This is a genomic window from Streptomyces griseomycini (genome assembly GCF_014203535.1).
In the GTDB taxonomy this organism is placed as follows: Bacteria; Actinomycetota; Actinomycetes; order Streptomycetales; family Streptomycetaceae; genus Streptomyces; species Streptomyces griseomycini.
The window spans coordinates 1-2,021 of record NZ_JACHJI010000061.1; the positions used below are offsets into that span (position 1 = coordinate 1).

1 protein-coding gene is annotated in these 2,021 nt (G+C 73.4%); it reads left to right on the plus strand.

Annotated elements, in window-relative coordinates; genetic code table 11:
* A partial coding sequence (locus tag FHS37_RS38675) for a type I polyketide synthase (RefSeq protein WP_245005826.1) occupies window positions 1–2,021 on the plus strand: 2,021 nt, incomplete at both ends.

Sequence of the window (2,021 nt, forward strand, 5' to 3'; positions counted from 1 at the left end):
GGTCTGCCCGCCACGTCACTGGCGTGGGGCCTGTGGGCCGAGGCCAGTGGCATGACCGGTGCGCTCGACGACTCCGACCTGCGGCGGATGAGCCGAGGTGGCCTGATACCCCTGCGTACGGCCGAGGGGCTGGCGCTGTTCGACGCGGCGGGCTCCACCGGACGTGCCGTACTGGCGCCCGTCCCCCTCGACCTGCCCGCCCTGCACCAGCAGGCGCGCTCCCACCCCGTGGCCCCCGTCCTGCGCGGCTTGGTACGCGGCACGGCACGCAGGACCGTCGAGCGCGCCACCGTCGCCGGCACGGAGCTGGCCCGGTCGCTCGCCGAACTGACCGAGGCGGAACGCGAGCGAGTACTGCTGGATCTCGTGCTCGGCCATGTCGCCGTGGTACTCGGTCACAGCTCGGCGCACGCCGTCGAACCCGACCGCGCCTTCAGGGAACTGGGCTTCGACTCGCTCAGCGCGGTGGAGCTGCGCAACCGGCTGGGCGCGGTCACCGAGCTGCGCCTGCCCGCGACCCTGGTCTTCGACTACCCGACCCCGGAGGCGGTGGCTGGATACCTCGGCACCGAGCTCGCGGGTACCCCGGTCGTCACGGAGACCCCCCGCGCGGTGGCCGCCGCGATCGACGAGCCGATCGCGATCGTCGGCATGAGCTGCCGCTACCCCGGCGGCGTGAGCTCGCCCGAGGACCTGTGGCGCCTGGTGCTGAACGGCGTCGACGCCATCGGCGAGTTTCCCGGCAACCGCGGGTGGGACCTGGAGCGGCTGTACCACCCGGACCCCGAGCACCCGGGCACCTCGTACGCCCGTGAAGGCGGCTTCCTGTACGACGCCGACCAGTTCGACCCGGCGTTCTTCGGCATCAGCCCCCGTGAGGCGCTGGCCATGGACCCGCAGCAGCGGCTGCTGCTGGAGACCTCCTGGGAGGCGTTCGAGCGGGCCGGGATCGCGCCGGAGTCGGTGCGGGGCAGCGCGACCGGTGTGTTCACGGGCCTGATGTACCACGACTACGCGGCGCGGCTGCGCTCCGTCCCGGAGGACGTGGAGGGCTACCTGGGCACCGGCGCGTCCGGCAGCGTCGCCTCCGGCCGCGTCGCCTACGTACTGGGGCTGGAGGGCCCCGCGGTGACGGTCGACACGGCGTGCTCCTCGTCGCTGGTCGCCCTGCACATGGCGGTGCAGGCGCTGCGGTCCGGGGAGTGTGAGCTGGCCCTGGCGGGCGGTGTCGCCGTGATGGCCACCGCGAGCACCTTCGTGGACTTCAGCCGTCAGCGGGGTCTGGCCGCCGATGGCCGGTGCAAGTCGTTCGCCGACAGCGCGGACGGTACGGGCTGGGGCGAGGGCGTCGGGATGCTGCTCGTGGAGCGGCTGTCCGACGCCCGCCGCAACGGCCACCAGGTGTTGGCGGTCGTGCGGGGTTCCGCGGTCAACCAGGACGGCGCCTCCAACGGGCTCACCGCGCCGAACGGCCCGTCGCAGCAGCGGGTGATCCGCCAGGCGCTCGCCAGTGCGGGTCTGGCCCCGTCCGAGGTGGACGCGGTGGAGGCGCACGGCACGGGGACGACGCTGGGTGACCCGATCGAGGCGCAGGCGCTGCTGGCCACCTACGGCCAGGACCGTGCCGGTGACCCGCTGTGGCTCGGGTCGCTGAAGTCCAACATCGGGCACACGCAGGCGGCCGCCGGTGTCGCGGGTGTCATCAAGATGGTGATGGCGATGCGGCAGGGCGTGCTGCCGCCGACCTTGCACGCCGACCGGCCGACGACACAGGTGGACTGGTCCGCCGGTGACGTCGAACTGCTGACGGAGCCGCAGCCGTGGCCGGAGACCGGTCGCCCGCGGCGGGCCGGTGTGTCGTCGTTCGGCGTCAGCGGCACCAACGCGCACATCGTCATCGAGCAGGCGCCGGATGAGGAGTACCGCCCGGCCCCGGTGGACGGTGTGGTGCCGTGGGTGTTGTCGGGGCGGAACGCGGAGGCGTTGCGGGACCAGGCGGTTCGGCTGCGGGAGCATGTCGA